At 66.3% G+C, this 20,262-nt stretch carries 20 protein-coding genes and 2 tRNA genes; 9 read left to right on the top strand and 13 right to left on the bottom strand.

Features of this window, described 5'->3' with window-relative positions; translation table 11 throughout:
• The first annotated feature begins 16 nt into the window (after window positions 1–16).
• Window positions 17–415, top strand: coding sequence for a holo-ACP synthase (locus A5758_RS08190; protein WP_046182674.1), 399 nt, complete (start codon window positions 17–19; stop codon window positions 413–415).
• Between the two features lie 10 nt (window positions 416–425).
• Entirely contained in the window at window positions 426–1,754 is a 1,329-nt protein-coding gene (locus A5758_RS08185) for a dipeptidase (RefSeq protein ID WP_067738751.1), read from the top strand.
• A gap of 132 nt (window positions 1,755–1,886) precedes the next feature.
• Here the strand turns inward: A5758_RS08185 and A5758_RS08180 are convergent, their stop codons facing one another.
• From A5758_RS08180 to bcp, 3 genes are all read right to left on the bottom strand, one after another.
• Window positions 1,887–2,402: a lipocalin family protein gene (locus A5758_RS08180; protein ID WP_067738748.1), complete on the bottom strand. Its 516-nt coding sequence runs from the start codon at window positions 2,400–2,402 to the stop codon at window positions 1,887–1,889.
• Window positions 2,403–2,545: 143 nt separating this feature from the next.
• On the bottom strand, window positions 2,546–2,872 hold the full coding sequence (locus A5758_RS08175) for a hypothetical protein (RefSeq protein ID WP_067211412.1): 327 nt from the start codon (window positions 2,870–2,872) through the stop codon (window positions 2,546–2,548).
• A 126-nt stretch (window positions 2,873–2,998) separates the two neighbouring features.
• A complete protein-coding gene (gene bcp, locus A5758_RS08170) occupies window positions 2,999–3,475 on the bottom strand; it encodes a thioredoxin-dependent thiol peroxidase (protein ID WP_067738745.1) in 477 nt (158 codons plus the stop codon).
• Window positions 3,476–3,573: 98 nt separating this feature from the next.
• Here bcp and A5758_RS08165 point away from each other — a divergent pair, with 98 nt between their 5' ends.
• On the top strand, window positions 3,574–3,801 hold the full coding sequence (locus A5758_RS08165; RefSeq protein ID WP_067211587.1) for a DUF3618 domain-containing protein: 228 nt from the start codon (window positions 3,574–3,576) through the stop codon (window positions 3,799–3,801).
• A 4-nt stretch (window positions 3,802–3,805) separates the two neighbouring features.
• On the opposite strand, the gene A5758_RS08160 is transcribed toward A5758_RS08165, so the two are convergent.
• Together A5758_RS08160 and A5758_RS08155 are read right to left on the bottom strand one after the other, a co-directional pair.
• Window positions 3,806–5,548 carry a DUF3556 domain-containing protein gene (locus A5758_RS08160; RefSeq protein ID WP_067738741.1) on the bottom strand — a complete coding sequence of 581 codons (1,743 nt, stop codon included), beginning with the start codon at window positions 5,546–5,548 and terminating at the stop codon, window positions 3,806–3,808.
• Between the two features lie 120 nt (window positions 5,549–5,668).
• Window positions 5,669–6,337, bottom strand: coding sequence for a hypothetical protein (locus tag A5758_RS08155; RefSeq protein ID WP_067211419.1), 669 nt, complete (start codon window positions 6,335–6,337; stop codon window positions 5,669–5,671).
• 170 nt (window positions 6,338–6,507) lie between these two features.
• Between A5758_RS08155 and A5758_RS08150 the strand changes: the two genes are divergently transcribed.
• Together A5758_RS08150 and A5758_RS08145 are read left to right on the top strand one after the other, a co-directional pair.
• Complete coding sequence (locus A5758_RS08150) at window positions 6,508–7,050, top strand: TetR/AcrR family transcriptional regulator (RefSeq protein ID WP_067738738.1); 543 nt, start codon at window positions 6,508–6,510, stop codon at window positions 7,048–7,050.
• Window positions 7,047–8,630: an MFS transporter gene (locus tag A5758_RS08145; protein ID WP_082939620.1), complete on the top strand. Its 1,584-nt coding sequence runs from the start codon at window positions 7,047–7,049 to the stop codon at window positions 8,628–8,630. Before A5758_RS08150 ends, A5758_RS08145 begins: the two co-directional genes overlap by 4 nt.
• Here the strand turns inward: A5758_RS08145 and A5758_RS08140 are convergent.
• A complete protein-coding gene (locus tag A5758_RS08140) occupies window positions 8,534–9,859 on the bottom strand; it encodes an FAD-binding oxidoreductase (protein WP_067738735.1) in 1,326 nt (441 codons plus the stop codon). The two genes, A5758_RS08145 and A5758_RS08140, sit on opposite strands and share 97 nt — an antisense overlap.
• A gap of 404 nt (window positions 9,860–10,263) precedes the next feature.
• Here A5758_RS08140 and A5758_RS08135 point away from each other — a divergent pair, with 404 nt between their 5' ends.
• Window positions 10,264–11,043 carry a DUF4239 domain-containing protein gene (locus tag A5758_RS08135; protein ID WP_067739410.1) on the top strand — a complete coding sequence of 260 codons (780 nt, stop codon included), beginning with the start codon at window positions 10,264–10,266 and terminating at the stop codon, window positions 11,041–11,043.
• 664 nt (window positions 11,044–11,707) lie between these two features.
• Here the strand turns inward: A5758_RS08135 and A5758_RS08130 are convergent.
• Window positions 11,708–11,780 (bottom strand) — tRNA-Lys (locus tag A5758_RS08130).
• 438 nt (window positions 11,781–12,218) lie between these two features.
• Here A5758_RS08130 and A5758_RS08125 point away from each other — a divergent pair.
• Window positions 12,219–13,430 (top strand): Ig-like domain-containing protein, encoded by a 1,212-nt coding sequence (locus A5758_RS08125; protein ID WP_067738732.1) that lies wholly within the window; start codon window positions 12,219–12,221, stop codon window positions 13,428–13,430.
• Window positions 13,431–13,437: 7 nt separating this feature from the next.
• Here the strand turns inward: A5758_RS08125 and A5758_RS08120 are convergent, their stop codons facing one another.
• The 3 genes from A5758_RS08120 to orn all read right to left on the bottom strand — a co-directional run bounded on the left by A5758_RS08120 (window position 13,438) and on the right by orn (window position 14,710).
• Complete coding sequence (locus tag A5758_RS08120) at window positions 13,438–13,776, bottom strand: hypothetical protein (protein WP_231987263.1); 339 nt, start codon at window positions 13,774–13,776, stop codon at window positions 13,438–13,440.
• Window positions 13,777–13,941: 165 nt separating this feature from the next.
• Window positions 13,942–14,017 (bottom strand) — tRNA-His (locus tag A5758_RS08115).
• Window positions 14,018–14,062: 45 nt separating this feature from the next.
• Entirely contained in the window at window positions 14,063–14,710 is a 648-nt protein-coding gene (gene orn, locus A5758_RS08110) for an oligoribonuclease (RefSeq protein ID WP_067738729.1), read from the bottom strand.
• A 122-nt stretch (window positions 14,711–14,832) separates the two neighbouring features.
• Between orn and A5758_RS08105 the strand changes: the two genes are divergently transcribed.
• Window positions 14,833–16,398 carry a helicase HerA-like domain-containing protein gene (locus A5758_RS08105; RefSeq protein ID WP_067738726.1) on the top strand — a complete coding sequence of 522 codons (1,566 nt, stop codon included), beginning with the start codon at window positions 14,833–14,835 and terminating at the stop codon, window positions 16,396–16,398.
• 2 nt (window positions 16,399–16,400) lie between these two features.
• Here A5758_RS08105 and cmrA read toward each other — a convergent pair whose 3' ends face one another.
• Entirely contained in the window at window positions 16,401–17,207 is an 807-nt protein-coding gene (gene cmrA, locus A5758_RS08100) for a mycolate reductase (RefSeq protein ID WP_067739404.1), read from the bottom strand.
• A 99-nt stretch (window positions 17,208–17,306) separates the two neighbouring features.
• On the opposite strand from cmrA, the gene A5758_RS08095 reads away from it, so the two are divergent.
• On the top strand, window positions 17,307–18,647 hold the full coding sequence (locus A5758_RS08095) for an MFS transporter (RefSeq protein ID WP_067738723.1): 1,341 nt from the start codon (window positions 17,307–17,309) through the stop codon (window positions 18,645–18,647).
• 5 nt (window positions 18,648–18,652) lie between these two features.
• On the opposite strand, the gene A5758_RS08090 is transcribed toward A5758_RS08095, so the two are convergent.
• Window positions 18,653–19,441, bottom strand: coding sequence for an MmpS family transport accessory protein (locus A5758_RS08090; RefSeq protein ID WP_231987251.1), 789 nt, complete (start codon window positions 19,439–19,441; stop codon window positions 18,653–18,655).
• Window positions 19,442–19,502: 61 nt separating this feature from the next.
• Window positions 19,503–20,162, bottom strand: a complete 660-nt coding sequence (locus A5758_RS08085) for a TetR/AcrR family transcriptional regulator (protein WP_067211437.1) — start codon at window positions 20,160–20,162, stop codon at window positions 19,503–19,505.
• Window positions 20,163–20,262 lie beyond the last annotated feature (100 nt).

The raw sequence follows: 20,262 nt of genomic DNA, 5'->3' as shown, positions 1-20,262 counted from the left end.
GTTAGCCTGGCGACCCATGGGAATTGTCGGTGTGGGGATCGACGTCGTCTCCATCCCTGATTTCGCCGAGCAGGTCGACCAGCCGGGAACCGTCTTCTCCGAGACGTTCACACCGGGTGAGCGCCGCGACGCGTCGGACAAGAGCTCTTCGGCGGCCCGGCACCTGGCGGCCCGGTGGGCGGCGAAGGAGGCGGTGATCAAGGCCTGGTCGGGATCCCGCTTCGCGCAACGGCCCGTGCTACCGGAGGACATCCACCGCGACATCGAGGTGGTCACCGACATGTGGGGGCGCCCCCGGGTGCGGCTGAGTGGTGACATCGCCAAACATCTGGCCGACGTGACCATTCACGTGTCGCTGACGCACGAGGGGGACACCGCCGCCGCCGTCGCGATCCTGGAGACGACCGCCGACTAGCCTCGGGATCATGAGCGATCTTGTTGAACGCGTCCGCGAGGTGTTGCCATCGGTGCGCCGCGACCTCGAGGACTTGATGCGCATCGAATCGGTGTGGGCGGACCCAGGCCGCCGCGACGAGGTGCACCGCAGTGCGCGGGCAGTGGCGGATCTGTTGTCGCAGGCCGGTTTTGGCGACGTGGAGATCGTCAGCGAGGGCGGCGCGCCGGCGGTCATCGCGCGCCATCCCGCGCCCCCGGGCGCGCCGACCGTGCTGCTCTACGCCCACCACGACGTGCAGCCCGAAGGCGATGCCGGCCAGTGGGCGTCGCCGCCCTTCGAGCCCACCGAACGTGGCGGGCGGCTCTACGGGCGCGGCAGCGCCGACGACAAGGCGGGCATCGCAACGCATTTGGCGGCCTTCAGGGCGCACGGCGGCCAGCCGCCGGTGGGCGTGACGGTCTTCGTTGAGGGCGAGGAGGAATCCGGCTCCCCGTCACTGGGCCGGTTGCTGGCCACCCACCGCGACGCGCTCGCCGCCGACGTGATCGTCATCGCCGACTCGGACAACTGGAGCACCGACGTTCCGGCGCTGACGGTTTCGCTGCGGGGCCTGGTCGACTGCGTGGTCGAGGTCGCCACGCTCGACCACGGGCTGCACTCCGGGCTCTGGGGCGGGGTGGTACCCGACGCGTTGAGCGCGCTGGTGCGGATGCTGGCGAGCCTGCACGACGACGACGGCAACGTGGCCGTCGCCGGCCTGCACGAAAGTACCGCTGCCGCTGTGGATTATCCGCCCGAGCGGGTCCGTGCCGACTCCGGGCTGCTGGACGGGGTGTCCGAGACCGGCTCGGGCTCGGCGCCGCAGCGGCTATGGGCCAAGCCCGCGATCACCGTGATCGGTATCGACACCACGCCCATCGACAAGGCGTCGAACACGCTGATCCCGCGGGCCCGCGCCAAAATCAGCATGCGTGTCGCGCCGGGCGGTGACGCCGAAGCGCACCTGGACGCGTTGACGTCGCATCTGCAAAAGCATGCCCCGTGGGGCGCCCAGGTCAGCATCACCCGCGGCGACATCGGCGAGCCCTACGCCATCGAGGCCAGCGGCCCGGTGTACGACGCCGCGCGGGCGGCGTTCCGGCAGGCGTGGGGGACCGAGCCCATCGATATGGGCATGGGCGGCTCGATCCCGTTCATCGCCGAGTTCGCCGAAGCGTTCCCGCAAGCCAAGGTCCTGGTCACCGGCGTCGAGGACCCCGGCACCCAAGCCCACAGCATCAACGAGAGCCTGCACCTCGGCGTGCTGGAACGCGCCGCGATCGCCGAGGCGCTGCTGCTGGCCAACCTGGCCCAGTGACGCGTCCAGATCGACGCTGGCGCGAAGAAGTACGAGTGAGGTGCAAGCGTCGAAAGATTGTCAGACCGAAAGGTCGCGGCGCAGTCTGGCGACCTAGGAGGTGGCCTTGACGTTGTAATGCGCGACGGAAGGTCAGCCGTTGAGCAGATCGTCGGTGACGCGCCGACCCGACTGGTTAGGTGTGATCCACTTTTCGAGATCGAACCCCTGCAGGGTCGCTTCGGCGAGGTAGGCGGCTTTCGTGGCGTCGTCGATGCGAGGTTCGCGAGCCAGAAGCCACAGGTTTTTGCGGTCGGGTGTGCCGACAAGAGCGACCGTGTACGCGTCATCAATCTTCAGCACCCAGTAGTCACCCTTGGTGAACGGGATCCATCGCAGGAACTGTGGAAGGAACGACACCTCCAACCGTCCCGCCCTCCCGTTCACAGGGGTCGCATGACCGATCGCCTGCGACGGCGCGCCGTCCTTGTCGATGCACCGGTTGTCGACCCGCACGCTTCCGTCCTCTTGGGGCGTGTATTCGGCGGTGATGTCCGAGGCATCCGCTTCCTCCCATCTCAGCGGGAGCCTGCCGAGCTCGTACCACAGGCCGCTGTAGCGGTTGAGGTCGAGAGATCCGACGGCCGTGACGGGGGACCGTTGACTCATGGTGGCTTTCTCCTTCGGTGCACTGGGCTACCGCACTGGAAAACGCAGCGGTTTATCCACCCTCGTTGAACCGATCCGGGATCCTCCGCATTGCCGGCGTCAACCACCCACCAAGGGACCCTAAGGAAAGCAGCGGGACTTGCTCAGGCACCCGGCTTGTCGTCGCCCTGTTTCTTCAGCGTCTCGCTCGCGCTGCTGACGACGCTCCGGATGAACTCGTACTGCGTCTTGACGAGCTTATCGGCCATATCGAGGGCGGCGTCGACGATGGTGTTGCGTCTCGACGGATGGTCGTCTCCGTGCCCGGGTAACGACTCATCGACAGCGCCAACGAACTTGCGCACGGCATCGATCGCGGTGCGTTGTCCGGCTTCGACTGACTTGAGCACTTCGTCGGACAGGCCTGCTACTCGTTCCGTCAGGTCCGACGCTCGGTCCGCCGCCGTCTTCTTCTCGGTGTCTTCTGCCATGATCGCTCCCTAAGGAATGGCTGCAAAAACTCAACGCTGAATGATTCGGCATCAAGAATGCGCTCAGATCTCGGCTTTCTGTAGGGCCGATGGTCCCCTTCCGCGCACGTGACGATCGCGCCTCAATTACGAGGCGCTGAGCAGCTTTGTGATGAAGGACGACGTATGTGCAGCCTTGACGTTGTACTGCGCGACGGCGATCTTGCCCTTCTCGTCGACCACGAAGGCCGAGCGGATCACGCCCTGCACGGTCTTGCCGTACATCTGTTTCTCGCCGTAGGCGCCCCAGGCGGTCAGCACCTTGCGGTCGGGATCCGACAGCAGCGGGAACGTCAGCTTTTCGGCGTCGCGGAACTTGGCCAGCTTCTCCGGCTTGTCGGGGGAGATGCCGACCACGTCGAGGCCGGCGTCGCCGAGTTCGTGCAGGTTGTCGCGGAAGGCGCAGGCCTGTTTGGTGCAGCCCGGCGTCGAGGCCGCCGGGTAGAAGTACACGATGACGCGACGCCCCTTGTAGTCGGCAAGCGACACCTGGTTGCCGTTGGCGTCGGGCAGGCTGAAGGGGGGCGCTTTGTCGCCCGGCGCAAGCCGCGTGGTCTCGGCCAATTTCTGGGCCCCTTTCTGTTCACCGGAGCGTTGGGGTTATCGCCAGCTGATCTAGGGTAGTGCGTCAGGTGCATCAGGCCGACTGGGAGGACAGACACGTGGCGGACCGGGACCCCGAGGCGATCAAGCGGGACATCGACGTCGCCCGCGACCAGCTGGCGGCCACCGTCGACTCGCTCGCGGTGCGGGCCAACCCGCGCCGCCTCGCCGGCGACCTGAAGGCGAAGGCGGTCGAGTTCGTCAAGAAGCCCGCGGTGGCGGTGTCACTGGCCGGCGTCGGTGTCCTCGTCGTCGTGGTGGTGGTGCATCGGGTGCGCAACCGCTGACGCGTCACGCCATGCCGGCACCCGTGCCGCTCTGCACGTGCACCGGAATATCGTCGGCCCAGGGCTGCGTCGTGACCATGTCCTCGACGTCGACATAGCCGCGCTCGAATTCGCCGGTCGCCGCGTCGACGAGCCGGTACTCCTGCCGCTGGATGTGGATGGGCTGCGCGTCGAGAATCACCACCCGCACGTCGCCGGGCTGGAAATTGCACCGCTGCTGTAGCGCAGCGATGAGGCATTCGTTGTGCATGTGCCCGTCGCCGAAGTTCCAGCCGAGCACCATCGAGCACAGCACCTCGCCCTCGCAGAGGTTGTAGTCGTCCTCGTCGTAGCCGGCCAGCGCGCGGTGCACCAGGGTGAACAGCGCGCGCCCGTGGGTGTTCATCCCGCGGAACGCCATGGCCAGGTGAAGGGGGACCAGGGTCTCCTCTTTGGAGCCGTAGAGGCGCTCGAGTTGCAGGTGTTGCATCGGCCCGAGCGCGCGTGAGCCGGTGCGGAACTTCTCGTCGACCGACGGCTTGACGCACCACACGGTGGTGTCCCAGTTGCCCGCGTAGTACCGCATGCCCGGCAGGAAGGACACCTTGCGCGGGTAGAGGTTGCCGACGACGACGGTGCCGGCGATGACCACGAACAGGATCGCCACCGGCAACGGGTTGGCCAGGCCGGACAAGCCGAGGGGGGCATGCGCGACGAACAGCGACAGCACCCCGAAGATCATGAACACGTTCCACTCCAGCGGCACCCCCATCGGGAAGGCCAGCAGGATGTTCAGGTGGAAGACGATCATCACGAACGCGGCGATCGCCGTCGGCCAGCCGCCATGGGAGAAGAGCAGCGCCAGCGGTACCAAGCCTTCCACCGCGGTGGAGAAGTGGGCGATGAAACCCGCCAATGAGCTGGGCCGCAGGTCGTCCGGATAGTGCTTGAACATCGACCGTTTCAGCGGACCAGACGGGATGAACGGGTTGTTCGCCAGCATCGTCGAGATCACGAACGGGAAGTGCCGGTTGGTTTTTGAGGTGGCGGCCCCCAGCCAGATCACCATGAAGACCACCTTGGCCCCGATGATGGAGTCCGCCCCGGCGAACAGGAAGACGAGCGCCAGCGGCGCGTAGACCTCGCCACGCGCGGCCAGGAAGATCACCTTGTCGCGCAGCCCGATGACGGCCAGGACCGCCAGGATCGCGACGGTGTGCCAGGGCGCCAGCACGCCAATCTCGGTGTGCAGGGCGGGAATCGGCCCGGTGCCGTCGGCCACCAGCGCTATGGCGAGCAACACCAGCAGCGCGCCGTAGAGCGCCGCATCGATTGGGCTGCGGACGCTGCCCCGGGTCAGCGGCACCCGATCGGGCCACGGCGGCAACCGGATGGTGCCGGGCCGCAGCCAGTACAGGATCGAGCCCATCGGCGGGAAGTAACGGCCGGCCAGTGGCCCGAAGCAACAACCCAGGCCGATGACTTCGAACAGCATCGTGTACAGCACGGCCTTCTCGAATACGATCGGTTCCGACCACCAGGCGGCGACGCCGGTGAAGCTGCCGATGCCGGCCGTGCACCACCCGAACACCCAGCCGCCCAGGATATACAGCGCGATCTTCACGCCGTACATCACGTGCATCACCAGTGGGGTGCCGAAGCCGTTCTCGGCGATGTGGCGCACCATCGGCACGATCCGCTCGGCGCGGCTCTGCTTGCTCCATTCGGCCACGTCGACGACGGGCAGATTCGGCTGGATGAACCCCATTGCAGCTCCTTCGACGCGGCTCGTTTCCAGGGGCGTTCGCTGTGAAGGAGAAGCTACCGGCCGGATCATCCGCGCGGCAGGCGAATTACGTCGAAAAAGTCGGGACGGGCCCGCCGCATGTCACGTGTCTATGCCGTAGCCACCGCGCAGGTCCGTGTGGGCGGCTTTCAACAACTGGTTGCACAGCACCACCAGCGCATCGACGTCAAGGTCCGACTCATCGCCGAGTTGCTTGAGAAACGTTGCTTCTTCGTCCTTCAGCGCAGTCCACTTTCGCTTCCGTTCGACCATCGCCTCATCGCTGTTTTGTGGGACGTCGACGGCGGTCTGGAGTTGCTCCTTGCACGCATCCAGCTGCGTCAGCGAGTAGCCGTGCTCGCGGAATTGGCGGTCCCATTCGTCGAGGATCAATTCGGTGAGGTCACGAACCGGTTCTGCGGCGTAGATCATCAGCTCGGCGACTCCGTCGTCGAGACCCAGCCGTGCGCGGAATTCGTACAACTCTCTGGTGGCCGCCGCCCGCCTTCGGCTGATGCTCTCGTCGGTGACTTCGGTGCCCGCGAGGGGTTCCGCCCCGCGCTTGAGGTGAAGGGTTGCCGAGATGAGACGCTTCAGCACCGCCTTCTTGTCCTCGCCGGCCCGCTTCTCGTAGTCGAGCACCAGAGCGTGGTCTCGATCCTCCCGCTTGGTTCTGGCGTCGATACGCTTCGTCCAGACCGCCACCGTCGCAGTCGACAAGACGGACGCGACCGGCACCAGAGTGGTCGTGAGCACGGTCTCCCAGCTCATGGCGCTACCGCCGGTCTCCGAGTGCGCACGAACGTGCTCATTCCCACGTGGCTCAGTGTGCCTGACTGGACAGTGGTACACGAGGGTTTGCCACCGTCACCGCGGCGCTGTTAGGGCGCGTGCCTGACGAGGGTAAGACATAATCGTCTCACTTGAGATATATTTGTCTCATGACGCCGGATCGTGAACAGATGTTGCGTGCCGCCGCGGATTTCCTCGGTCGGCGTCCCAACGCGACGCAGGACGAGATCGCCGCGGCGGTCGGCGTCAGCCGGGCGACCCTGCATCGTCACTTCGCCGGGCGGGGCGCACTCCTCGAGGCACTGGACCAACTCGCGGTGGCGCAGATGCGTGAGGCCCTGGGGACCGCCCGCTGGCAGGAGGGCTCGGCCACAGAAGCGTTGCAGCGCTTGGTGACCGCGTGCGAACCCGTGGCCGGATACCTCACCTTTCTGTGCACCCAGAGTCAGGGTTTCGACGCCGATCATGCGCAGGAAGGGTGGGCCGAGATCGACGCCGAGATCAGGGCACTGTTCGAGCGCGGCCAGCGAGAAGGCGAATTCCGCCCCGATCTCAGTGCCGTCTGGTTGACCGAGGCGTTCTACGACCTTGTCGCGGGCGCGGCGTGGGTCATCCAGGCGGGACGGGCCGCGCGCCGAGACTTCACCCCGATGATCACCGACCTGCTGCTACACGGGGTGAGCCGGTCATGACCCGGGGTGGGTTGGCACTCGGGGTGCTCAGCCTCGGAGTGCTGGTGATCGGCGTCGATGGCACGGTACTGGCCGTCGCCACCCCGCTGATAATCACCGATCTCGGGGCGACGGCGACGCAGGTCTTGTGGATCGGCGATATTTACTCCTTCGTGCTGGCTGGTCTGCTTATCACGATGGGCAGCCTCGGCGACCGGATCGGCCACAAGAAGCTGTTACTCTGCAGCGCAACGGCATTCGCTTGCATATCGGCGGCGACGGCATATGCCCCGACCGCCATCCTGCTGATCGGCGCGCGGGCACTGCTGGGCGTGGCGGGGGCGGTGTTGGCACCGTCGACCCTGGCGTTGATCCGCGGCCTGTTTCCCCAACCACGGCAACGCAGCGTGGCTGTGGGCGTGTGGGCCGCCATGTTCTCGGCGGGTACCGCAATGGGCCCGGTGGTGGGTGGGCTACTCCTGGAGCACTTCTGGTGGGGCTCAGTGTTTTTGATCAACGTCCCGGTGATGCTCATGCTCCTTGTCGGCGGCATCGTCTTGTTGCCGGAACAGCGCGACCCTACGCCGGGGCCGTGGGACCTGCCCAGCGTCACGCTGGCGCTCGTCGGCATGCTTGGCGTCGTCTACGCCGGCAAGGAAGGTGCCACCAATGGGCTTCGGGTGCAAGTGGCGGCGGCCGGTGTCGTCGGCGCCGCGGCGCTGACGGTGTTCGTCCGGCGGCAGCTCAGGCTGAACACACCGTTGATCGACGTACGGCTTTTCGCCAATCGCGCGTTTTCAGGTGTCGTCGCCGCTAATCTGCTTTCCGTGCTTGGCCTTTCGGGCCTGGTGTTCTTCCTGTCGCAATTCTTTCAACTGGTTCAGGGATACAGCCCGCTGAGGGCCGGGATGGCCGAACTGCCCGCCGCGGTCGCCGCGACCGTGTTCGGCCTGTTGGCCGGTGTCGCCGTGCGCCACTGGTCGCAGCGCGCGGTCCTCGCGACCGGTCTGGCGTTGGTCGGTGGCGCGATGGCGTCGCTGACGCTGATCAGCCCATCCACCGGCTATCCGCAGCTCGGCGTCGCACTCTTTGTCGTCGGCGTCGGCCTCGGACTGGCTTTCACCGCGGCGAGCGACGTCGTGATCGCCAGCGTCATGCCGGACCGAGCCGGCGCGGCAGCGGCGGTTTCGGAGACCGCCTATGAGCTCGGCTCGGCGCTCGGCATCGCGGCACTTGGATCCATCGTCAGCGCGGTCTACCGCGGGCTGGAAATTCCGTCCGGCGCCGCGGATGCCGTGGCGTCGCAAGCGCGGAATTCGCTTGCCGCTGCGACCGTGGCTGCGAGAAGTCTGCCTGCCGAGAAGGCACGAAGCTTGTTGGCCGCCGCGAAGGCAGCATTCACCGACGGGCTGGCCATCGCCGCGGGGGTCGGCTCGGCGCTGCTGCTCGCGTCGGCGGTGGCGGTGTGGCTGCTGCTCGAGCCAGTTCCGACGCCACAACCGGGTCAGCCGGCGGGAGGCACGCTCTGCTCGAAGCAGAAAACGTTCGCCGGGTCGTACTTGGCTTTAACCTCGCGGAGCCGTTCGCAGTTGGAGCCGTAATACTCACGCTCCCAGTCGGACGCGGGAGCATTAGGGACGTTGACGTAGGCGCCGTCGCCGAAGGGGCGCAGTGCGCGCCAGAAGTCGACGGCCCAGCCTAGAGCCTTCGAGTTCAGCGCGGGGTCGTCCCAAGCCGCGCCGGGCTCGCAGTAGAACAGCGCGTCACGGTGCGGGAACGCCGACCCGCCGGGCGGGGCGTGGCGCACGGCCCCGCCGAAACTCGAACAGAAGAAATTGCTCGGCGCGCTGGGTGTGTTCGCCATGAAGCGAACGACCAGGTCAATCGCCTCATCGGGGAATGGGCGAGTGACGAACTGAGAGTAGAACTTCCAGAACGGGAGATCCGCCGCCCTGTCGATATTTCCGTAGATGGTCGGCCAGGCCTCGTTCGTGTAGGTCACCTCGGGCTTGCCGATCGCCAGTAGCGAACGCAGCTCGGCGTCCAGTTCTTCGCGTGAGCCGCCGTGTAGCACCGCCGAGAGCTCCACCGCGGCGGAGCCCGCCTCCAGGGCACTGGTCAGGCGCTCGTCGGCGATCGGAGCGTCACGCTGCCACGTGCGAAGGATCGCGCCCAGATCGTCGAGACCGGTCCACCTGACAATCGCGAAGTCGACCCGCGAGAGCTCGTGCAGCTTCAGCGTGTATGACGTGGCGATCCCGAAGTTGCCGCCGCCCCCGCCGCGGCACGCCCACAGCAGGTCGGCGTTGCTGTGTTCGGAGGCCTCGACAACCTTCGCCGAGCGCGGGCCGTCGGCCACCACCATCTCGGCCGCGAGCAGGTTGTCGGACGCCAATCCCAAACTGCGCGTGAGTAATCCGAAGCCGCCGCCGAGAACCACGCCGCCGAGCCCGACGCCCCCCTCCGAGCCGGTCGGAATGACAAAGCCGCGCTGCCCGAGAGCCGGGACGATCTCCTTCTGCGTGAGCCCGGTGCCGACCGTCGCCGTGCGCGCCGTTTCGTCGATCGTGACGCTCTTCATGCGACTGACGTCGACAACCAGGCCGCCGTCGATCGAGGACCAGCCGTCAAGGCTGTGGCGCCCGCTGCGGGCACGCAGGGCTATGCCCTCCTCGCGCGCCCACCCGACCGCGTTGACCACGTCCTGTGTGTCGGCGCAGAACACGATTGCCTCGGGGTAGCGCGAATACAGGCGATTCCAGCCCACCCGCGCTGCCTCGTAGCCGGGGTCGCCCGCGCGCACCACCTCGCCCGTCAGCTTGCTAGTCATTCCGTCACTCCTGAATTCGCTGCGAAGGGATCGGCGTCTGAGGGCCCGGTCTCCAGCACGCCGCGGTTGAAGATCAGCATTCTTGAGAAGTACGCCGCGCCGTTGCGATCAAGCAGGCGGGCGATCAGGTTGGGACGCGTGCCTCTCCGGGCGCCGTCGAAGGTTTTGCCCCGTTCGCCGCGTCACCTTCCATCAAGGGGCACCACGGACCCTAGACGCCTGGATGGATTGTTTTCAGCAAACTCCGGAAACCGGGCAGAATGTGGCCGAAGTGGACGTCGCGCGGTGGACACACGCCTAGAGTCGAACGGCCGGCCGCGTATCCACGACTGGCCCAATTTTCCATCTCCGCCCGGGTTTTCGGGGTGTGGTCTCGAGGAGTGTGGCTTGTGAGTGGTTGGATCGTGAGCAATGTCCCGTCGTGGTTGCTGTTAGTCGGGCTCAACGTCCTCATCGCGGGCGCAGCAGTGCTCGCCCTGGTGTATGTCCGGCATCGATTTCCCGGCCTGAGGGGGGACGAGCGCAGCGAGGTCACGCAGTTCGCCTTCTTGTTGGTCGGGTTCGTGTACGCGTTTTTCACAGGTTTCATCGTTACCGCGATGTGGGGTCAGAACAATAATGCGGACGACGCGATGCGGGCCGAGGGCACGACTGGGGTACAGCTGGCCAACGGCCTCACCGTGTTCGACAAGGCTGACAGCGACCGAATCCGCCAAGCGCTGCTGGACTATGAACGCGCGGCCGTAGCTGAGTGGCCGATGGCCGCCAACGGCCACGCCTACCCTGCGGCCGGCCAGGCGCTGCAGCGCCTTCGCGCCGCATATCAGGTAGTTCAGCCGCGCACCGATATCCAAAAGGCTTCTCTCGCTGCGTCTTCCGACTCCCTTGACAAGATCGGTCAGGCACGCACGGATCGGCTGATCCGGGCTCGCACTGCAAACGGGCTGCCCTCGTCGATGTGGATAGTCTTCTTCCTGCTCAGCGGGCTGGTACTTGGCTGCGTCATCGTCTACAGCGTCGAAAACCCCGTCATTCACTACTCGTTGGTCGCGACTGTGGCCGTGCTGCTGGCCACCGACCTGTTTCTCGTCTTGGAACTCGCCCATCCGTATATCGGCGACACTGCGACCTCGCCGGAGCCGCTGAATGCGGTCATCCAGGCCCTCTCGGCCCCACCGACGTAGTCGCTATGCATGGACGGGCTGAAGTCGCACGCCGTCCGGACCAGCGCGCGTGATACAGATACCGCCACGGGGTTTGCTGTGGCATGCTGCAAGTTATTGGCGCTCTGATTAGTTTCACGCGCCCAAATCTCGTCATCGGCAAGTAGCGCAGCAAGCTCGCCCGGTTTGGTCGGGTTCCCTCTAGGTCAGTCCGTCACCGCGTCGACCGGATGTCGACATCGCCCTCGGGAGGTATGCATGTCCGTTCTGCGGTCAACCCAGCGCGCCGCGTTCGCGCTGGTCGCTCTAGCGGCGGTGGCGACGGTAGTCGGCGGCTGCCATAGCGAATCCAAAGCCAGCCCCGACCCGACCCCGACAAGCAACGCCCCACGAAACTGCGCCGCCCTATATAACGGGGACCCCCAAAACCCCGATTGGAGACGATGCATGGGAATGCCGTCCGACTGAATTCGATTGGCGCTGCCCTCATCCCCACCATCATCGCCTGCGGCGGGTACGACGGCATGGGGTCGAATAGTCGTTCAAGTTAAAGACAACGCACCGGCGTGCCATTGCTGCAGGGGCCGCCCGCCCCAGCGTGGGGGATGTTCACCGAACCGGTGCCCGGCATGTCGCCAAACACCAAAGTCCAGAAAAAGTTTTTCTGACCTCGGGTTATGGGTTGTGCGCCGTCAGGGTTTCGAACCCCGGACCCGCTGATTAAGAGTCAGCTGCTCTACCAACTGAGCTAACGGCGCTTTCGACGGTCGAGACCGCGTACGCGACAATAACAGGCGTCCTGCCGCGGAGTGAAATCCTTGGAATCCTCTCCAGCGTAGCCACCGAGAAGATGGCAGGCCCCCGCCCGGACGCTCCGGTCACCTCGATCGACGAAATGGCCTGCAGCGCAGCGTGCTCAGAACAGCGTCCCGCAGTACGGTGCCCGGTCGGTGCGAAAGGCGGCATCCAAGTCGTGTATCGCACCCGGCCGCAGTTCTGTGGTCCGGCGACGCCGAACTCCACGAGACGGTCGATCAACCGGCCTGAAGACCCGGCTGAAATGGCCTGACGGCGCAATTCGTCACGATCGCGTGACACCGGATCGTGGACCTGCCGAGGACGGCACGTGAGCGCCCAAAAACCCATTACAATTCATGCACTGTTTCTGGTCAGCGGTGACCAACTCATCAAATTTCATGGAAGGTCGGTCGATGACGCCTTTGCGCAAACGACGATCGTGGCTGGCTGCCGCGATCGCTTCGGTTGCTGTCTTCGGCGTTGCCTGCGGCGGCGGCAACACCGCGGCGCCGCAGAAGGTGATCTTCGACAAGGGCACTCCGTTTGCCGATCTGCTCGTCCCGAAGCTCACCGCCTCGGTGACCGACGGCGCCGTCGGCGTCACCGTCGATTCACCGGTGACAGTGAGCGTCGCGGACGGCGTCCTTGCATCGGTCACCATGGTCAACGAGAACGGCAGGTCGATCAGCGGCCAACTCAGCCCCGACGGGCTGCGCTGGTCGACCACCGAGCAGCTCGGCTACAACCGGCGCTACACGCTGAGCGCCAAAGCACTGGGCATGGGTGGCGCGGCAAATCGGCAGATGACCTTCCAGACCAGCTCACCCGCCCATCTGACCATGCCGTACGTCAACCCGGGCGACGGCGATGTCGTCGGCGTCGGCGAGTCGGTGGCGATCCGCTTCGACGAGAACATCGCCAACCGCGCCGCGGCGCAGAAGGCCATCACGATCACCACCAACCCACCCGTAGAGGGTGCGTTCTACTGGCTCAACAATCGCGAAGTACGTTGGCGCCCAGAGCATTTCTGGAAATCGGGAACGACCGTCGATGTGGCGGTCAACACCTACGGCGTCGACCTGGGTGACGGAATGTTCGGCGAGGACAGCGTCAAGACCCACTTCACCATTGGCGACGAGGTCATTTCGACGGCCGATGACACCACCAAGACGGTGACCGTGCGCGTCAACGGCGAAGTGGTCAAGACGATGCCGACGTCGATGGGTAAGGACAGCACGCCGACTGCCAACGGGTTCTACATCATTGGCGGCCGGTTCAAGCACATCATCATGGATTCGTCGACGTACGGCGTTCCGGTCAACTCGCCCAACGGATATCGCACCGAAGTCGACTGGGCTACCCAGATGTCCTACAGCGGCGTGTTCGTGCACTCCGCGCCGTGGTCGGTCGGCGCACAGGGACATACCAACACCAGCCACGGGTGCCTGAACGTGAGCCCCAGCAATGCGGAGTGGTTCTACGACCACAGCAAGAGCGGCGACATCGTCGAGGTCATCAACACCGTGGGGCCGACGCTGCCTGGCACCGAGGGGCTAGGTGACTGGAACGTGCCCTGGCCGCAGTGGAAAGCGGGCAACGCCAACACCTGACGCGCGATCAGCCGACCTTCTGCCAGGCTGCGCAGTTCCTGGTCATGAAGGCGCGATCGGTCGGCAGAATCTGCACCGCCTGGGGACCGTCGTTGACGTTGTTGTCGATGATGTCGCCGGTGTCCAGGCTGCGCAGCCTCGCCCAATAGCATCCGTAATTGCCGGCGCTGCGGTAGGTGCCCGGTGCGATATCGCTGCCGACGATGAACGTGCCATTCGCCGCGATGGTCGTTTTGGGCCCCGGCGGCGGTGGCGGCGCGACGGTCACGGTCACCGTCTTGGTCGCTGCGGGCAGCGTCGAGGTGACGGTGGTCGCCGTGTGGCTCGATCCCCCACAGCCGGCCAGAAGAACAGCGCAGCCCGCGATGGCCGCTCGCCGGGCAAGGGGGCGGCGTATCCGACGATGATTCGGCGGCACGGGCCGCTGTCCCTCCTGCGTAGGGGCGCGATCGCATTGCGCTGGGTCGATTACGCCCAGGCGGTCGGGAAGCGACAACGCCTCCCAACCGATTGGGGTGAGTGACGGGACTCGAACCCGCGACATTCAGGATCACAACCTGACGCTCTACCAACTGAACTACACCCACCATGGCCGCCGCCGGGCCGGGGCCCACGAGCAGCGACTGTCGATATTAGCGGTTCGGTGGCTCGGTCGCCGAATCAATTGCTCCGGACGGGCCCGGCGTGCCGTCCAGATCGGCCACGACGGCCTCGATTTCGCTGGTAGACGGCCCCGGCGGGGCGACGAACGCCGTCCGGCGGTAGAACTTCAGCTCGCGGATCGATTCGTGGATGTCGGCCAGCGCCCGATGGGCGAGTCCCTTGACCGGCTGGCCGAAGTAAATCCGCGGATACCAACGTCGGCAGAGCTCCTTGATCGAGCTCACGTCGATCATCCGGTAGTGCAGGAACGAGTCCAGCGCGGGCATGTCGCGGGCAATGAACGCGCGGTCGGTGGCGATGGAATTGCCCGCCAGTGGCGCCGTCTTGGGTTGCTTGACGTGCTTGCCGACGTAATCGAGCACCATGGCCTCGGCGGTCGCCAGGTCGACGGTGGACGCCCGCACCTCGTCGATCAACCCGGAACGCGAGTGCATTTCGGTGACGACCTCGATCATCGACGACAGCGCCGCATCGTCGGCGTGGATCACCACGTCGACGCCGTCGCCCAGGATGTTCAAATCGGCGTCGGTGACCAGGGCCGCGATTTCGATCAACTTGTCCGAGCCGAGGTTCAGCCCGGTCATCTCGCAGTCGATCCACACCAACTCGTCTCGCACAGCGCTCAGACTAGGCCCAAGTGGCGCTCACGTTGTCCGTCACCCCCGACTCCGCCGGAGAAGTAGTGTGAGCGTTGCCGGACCGCATGCCGAACCACTGGAGAACAGGGGGGCGCAGCACGATGAGCACCGAATCAGCGGAGACACCCGCACGCCGGATCGCCGACGGTTATGCCGTCGACGGACAGGCACTCGAATTGGGCACGGTCGTCGTCGACGGCGCGGCCGACCCGACGGCACAGATCCGCATCCCGCTCTCCACGATCAACCGGCACGGTCTGGTGGCCGGTGCGACGGGAACCGGCAAAACCAAGACGCTGCAGCTGATCGCCGAACAACTCAGCGCGGCGGGCGTTGCGGTGATGATGGCCGACGTGAAGGGCGATCTTTCGGGCCTGGCCCGGCCAGGTGAGGGCAACGACAAGACCGCCGCCCGGGCCAAAGACACCGGCGACGACTGGGCGGCGACCGGATTCCCGGTCGAGTTCCTGTCGCTGGGCACCGGGGGAGTGGGCGTACCGGTACGCGCGACCGTCGCCAGCTTCGGTCCGGTTCTGCTGTCGAAAGTGTTGGGGCTCAACGCTACCCAAGAGTCGACGCTGGGACTGATTTTTCACTGGGCCAAGGAGAACAATCGTCCGCTGGTGACGCTGGACGATCTGCGCGGCGTCATCAGCCACCTGACCAGCGAGGAGGGTAAGGCCGACCTGAAAGATCTCGGCGGGGTGTCGCCGACGACGGCGGGCGTCATCCTGCGGGCACTGGTGAACCTGGGCGGCGAGGGCGGGGACACGTTCTTCGGCGAGCCGAAGCTAGACCCCAACGATCTGCTGCGCGTCGACGGGCAGGGCCGCGGCATCATTTCATTGCTGGAGTTCAGTGGTCAGTCGTTGCGCCCCGTCATTTTCTCCACCTTCCTGATGTGGCTACTGACCGATCTGTTCGCGGTGCTGCCGGAGGTCGGTGACGTCGACAAGCCCAAGCTGGTCTTCTTCTTCGACGAGGCCCACCTGTTGTTCGCCGATGCCTCCAAGGCCTTCCTCGAACAGGTCGAACAGACGGTCAAGCTGATCCGCTCCAAGGGTGTGGGGGTGTTCTTCTGCACCCAGCTCCCCACCGACGTCCCCAACGACGTGCTCTCCCAACTGGGCGCCCGCATCCAGCACGCGCTGCGGGCATTCACCCCGGACGATCAGAAAGCGCTGAGCAAGACCGTCCGCACCTACCCGAAAACCGATGTGTACGAACTGGAGTCGGCGTTGACGTCGCTGGGAATCGGTGAGGCCGTTGTCACGGTGCTGTCCGAGAAGGGCGCACCGACACCCGTTGCGTGGACCCGGATGCGGGTGCCTCGGTCGCTGATGGCCTCGATCGGCGCCGACGCTATCGCGCAGGCGGCGAAAGACAGTTCGTTGCAGGCGAAGTACGGCCGGACGGTTCAGCAACCGGTGCCGCCGCAGCCGGGCCCGCCAGCCCAACCGGGGCCGCAGCCGCCGCAGGTCCAGTCCGAGTACCCGCCAGTTCCGGCGAACGAGCCGGTGCCGCCGATGCCGGAGCCGGCGGAGCCCAAAGGGTCCGGCTTGTTAGAACGGCTGTGGCACGATCGGGAAGTGCAAAGCGCGGTGAACACCGGGATCCGCGAACTTATCCGAGTCAAGTTCGGCAACGGCCGTCGGCGGCGGAAGTAAGGCTAGCTGCCGCCCAGCTTCTTGTAGAAGCTGCCCACGATCGGCGCCACGATCGCGCGCGGCGCGTAACCGCTCGCCACCGACATCGCCTTGGACGTCAGGCCGGGGACGATCCGCATCTTGTTGCGCGCCAACGCATCCAGTGACACCTGGGCGGTGTGCTCGGTGGAGATCCACAGGAAGTCCGGCACCAGCCGCTCCACCAGCGACCGCTCGGCGTCGTCAGGCAGGTCGGTGCGCACGGGTCCCGGTGCGAGCAGCGTCACGTGCACACCCGAGTGGCGCAGTTCGCCGCGCAGCGATTCGCTGAAGGTGTTCGCGAACGCCTTGGTGGCCGCATAGGTTGCGTTGTAGGGAATCGGCGAATTGCCCGCCGCCGAACCGGAAATGAGGATGCCGCCGGCCTTGCGCTCCACCATGCCCGGCAGCACCGCCAACGTAAGGTCGTGCACGCCCAGCACATTCAGCTGCAGCTGCGCCTTTTCGGTCGCCGGGTCGAGCGTCGCCACCGGGCCGAAGGTCGCGGTGCCGGCGTTGGCGCACAGGATGGAGATGGGTCGGGAGGCCAGTTCGTCGCACAGCTTCGCCCGTTCCCCCGGGTCGGCCAGGTCGGCGGGCCGCACCTCGACGGCGACGCGGTACTTGTCGCTCAGGCGGGCGGCGAGCTCGTTGAGCAGGTCTTCGCGTCGCGCGGTGACGATCAGGCTGTGTCCGCGCGCGGCCAGTTCGGTAGCCAGCGCTTCGCCGATGTTCTGCGAAGCTCCGGTCACCACGGCACGCGCGTCTGGGCTGGGCGCGGGGATCGGCATGAGCCAATCGTAGACAGGCGGCGCGGCGTAGCCGGGCGCGGCGGGTCGGCTGCCGAAAGCATGCGGCACGCGGTGTGCGAAACACATAGAGTGCCGGGCATGTGCCAGCCGTCGCCGGATTCACTCACGCCCACGCCCTCCCGGGTAGTGGCGTGGGCGCTCTGGGACTGCGGCTCCACCGGCCTGAACGCCATAGTGGCGACCTTCGTCTTCTCCGTGTATCTGACCAGCAGCGTGGGGGTGGGTATATCCGGCGGCACCACACCGGCGAGCTGGTTGGGGCGTGCCGCGGCCATTGCCGGGTTGACCGTCGCGCTGCTGGCGCCGGCCGTCGGCGTCTGGGTGGGGTCCCCGCATCGCAGGCGGGTGGCCCTGAGCGTGTTGACCGCTCTGGCCGTCGCGCTGACATGCGGGATGTTCTTCATCCATGACCGCCCCGGCTACCTATGGGCCGGGCTGGCACTGCTGGGGGCGACGGCGGCCTGCGGCGATCTGGCCAGCGTCCCGTATAACGCGATGCTGCGCCAGCTTTCGACGCCACAGACCGCCGGCCGGATTTCCGGATTGGGTTGGGCGGCCGGTTACATCGGCAGCGTCCTGCTACTGCTCGTGGTCTACACCGGATTCATTTCCGGAAATGGCTCCGGGCCGGATGCCACGCGCGGGCTGTTCCGGACGCCTCTGCACGACGGCCTCTACGTTCGCGAGGCGATGCTGGTCGCGGCGGCATGGCTGGCGATTTTGGCTTTGCCCCTGCTGCTGGTCGCGCACCGGCTCCCCGACTCGACCGAGGTGCACGAGCCGACGAGCATGCTGGGCGGCTATCGCAAGCTGTTTGCGGAGGTCGCCGCCGAATGGCGGCGCGACCGCAACCTGGTCTACTTCTTGTTCGCCAGCGCGCTTTTCCGGGATGGGTTGGCGGCGATCTTCGCCTTCGGCGCCGTCCTCGGCGTCAACGTGTACGGCATCTCGCAGGGCGACGTGCTCATCTTCGGTGTGGTGGCCAGCGTGGTGGCGGCGGTGGGCGCGGTGCTGGGTGGCTTCGTCGACCACCGCATCGGGTCGAAACCCGTCATCGTGGCGTCGCTGGCCGCGATCGTCGTCCTGGGGCTCACCCTGATGCTGCTGTCCGGTTCGGTGGCCTTCTGGATTTGCGGGCTACTGCTGTGCATGTTCATCGGGCCGTCGCAGTCGTCCTCGCGTGCCCTGCTGCTGCAGATGGCGAAGCACGGCCGGGAGGGCGTCGCGTTCGGCCTGTACACGATGACCGGGCGGGCGGTGGCGTTCGTCGCGCCGTGGCTGTTCTCCGTGTTCGTGGATGTATTCGGCGCCGTGCGCGCCGGTCTGGGCGGCATCTCGCTGGTGTTGATCGCCGGTCTGCTGGCCATGCTGGCGGTCCGGGTCCCGGCACGCGGTGCCCTCGCCGGCGAACCGTCGTAAAGCGCTTAGCCCCGGGTGTCGCAGATGGTCAAGCCCACGCCGGTGCGCTTGCTCATCTGAACGCCGTTGACGGTGACCGAGCAGGTGACGTTGTGACCGATGTTGACGATCGTGACGTTGGCCGGGTGCGCCGCCGACTTGGCGAGGCTGACCTCTTTGGTCCAGGGCAGCTCGACGTTGAATTCGGTTTGGATCAGATCCCCGGTGTCGATGTACATGATGCTGATGGCGCGGCCATCGCCGGCCACGCTGTAGACGATGTCCTGCAGGCCGGCCGGGCCGGTCGACTCGGTGGGCGTCGGCAATCCGCCGGTGGGGGGCACCGGGGCGGGGATGCGCGGCGCTGACGTGCGTGTCGACGGGCTCGGCATCGGGGGAGTCGTCTCCGGCATGGCGGGCAGCGGCGGGACGGTGGTCTGGGTCTTGATCGCGTTGTTCACCAGCACCAGAGCGATGACCAAGGCGACCACCAGCAGCACGGCCGCGCCGGCGACGATCCACAGCCATCGCGGTGGAGGCTTCGGTCCTTCGGGCGGCGGGGGAGCCGAGCCCTGCTGCTGCAGCTGACCCGACGGAGGAAGCTCCTGCTGCCAGTACGCGGGCAGCTGCCTGGTCGTGTTGGTGTCGTTCAGCCCGGCCGCCCACGGCGGAGCTTGCGCGCCATAGGCCGGTGCATAGGGCGCCTGATCGGCGTAAGCCGGGTCGACGGGCGGCGGGTACCAGGCGCGCTGCTGGCCCGATCCCGGCAAAGAGTCACTGAACCGTTCGGTGGGACGTGAATCGTTCATGTCCACCTCATAGCTTGCAAGAGTACCTGCGCCGGGCGCTCGGACGGCGAATCACCTCATGGGCGGCTTAGGGGCACTCGTTCCCCGCGGCGAGAGCCGCGACCGTCATCGCGCGCATCACCGCGCGGGACCGTGCGGCGCGGGCGGGCTTGCCGCGCGAGGCGTCGGGGGATTTCATGCTGTGGGGCGTCGAATTGAGCAAACCGAAAACCGCGTGGGCGGTCAGCCGCACATCGGCCTCGGCGAGGTCGGGATTGAGCTCGCGAAGCACGCCGACCCAGACCTCAACGTATTGGCGTTGAGCCTTGCGTACCTGCTTCTCAGCGGCCTCGGGCAGGTGCGCGAGGTCGCGGTCCTGGATGCGGATCAGGTCCGGTTCGCCCAGCGCGAAGTCCAGGTGAAAGTCGATCAGACCGTCGAGCGTTGCGGCCGGGTCGTCGGAGTTGCGGGCCCGCACGTCGCGGGCGCCGGCGAGCAGCCGGGCGCTGATGCCCACCAGCAACTCGACCAGCAGCGACTCCTTGTTGGGAAAGTGCCGGTAGATCGCCGGGCCGCTGACGCCGGCGGCGGCGCCGATGTCTTCCAGCCGCACGGCGAGAAAGCCGCGCTCGGCGAACAGTCGCTCGGCGGCCGATAGCAGCTGCAGGCGACGGTCGGATTTCAACTGGCTGCGTCGATTTGGGGCATCGGCGGGGCCGGCCTGGCCGTCGGAGGTGGACGTTGTCATGACGAACCCCCGTCCAGTTGGTTAATCGCCACTAACTTAGCACGAGTTATTCACGATTAACCTGCGGTAACGTGCGGCGACCTTTCGGTGCAGTAGTCCC

It is taken from the genome of Mycobacterium sp. 852014-50255_SCH5639931, from assembly GCF_001665605.1.
Lineage (GTDB): Bacteria > Actinomycetota > Actinomycetes > Mycobacteriales > Mycobacteriaceae > Mycobacterium > Mycobacterium paraffinicum.
The sequence above is the reverse complement of the archived record's forward strand: the minus strand, read 5'-3'. Positions and strand labels throughout refer to the sequence as shown.